This is a genomic window from Rahnella sp. PAMC25617, from assembly GCF_050606005.1.
In the GTDB taxonomy this organism is placed as follows: Bacteria; Pseudomonadota; Gammaproteobacteria; order Enterobacterales; family Enterobacteriaceae; genus Rahnella; species Rahnella variigena.
In genome coordinates, this window is the sequence record NZ_JBOCUM010000283.1 from 1 (window position 1) to 237 (window position 237).

1 protein-coding gene is annotated in these 237 nt (G+C 55.7%); it reads left to right on the plus strand.

All coding sequences use genetic code 11. The features are described 5' to 3' along the window. A partial coding sequence (locus tag ACM615_RS24360; RefSeq protein ID WP_431012704.1) for an FUSC family membrane protein occupies positions 1–237 on the plus strand: 237 nt, incomplete at both ends.

A 237-nucleotide genomic window follows, 5' to 3' on the forward strand; every position in this document is an offset into this window, starting at 1 on the left:
CAGGAAAATTTGGCGCGCTGCTATGATCGGTTGGCAAATTATCTGGATGCCAAGGCCAACCTGTTTGACCCCGATGCCGAACATGCTGCGGACCTGCCGTGGGTGGATGTGGCAATGGCCAACAGCACGCTGGTGACGACTCTCAACCAGACCAAAGTCTCATTGCTGACGCGGCTTAAAGGTGACCGCGGTCAGCGCGGTACGCGTCGTACCCTGCATTATTATTTTGTAGCGCAG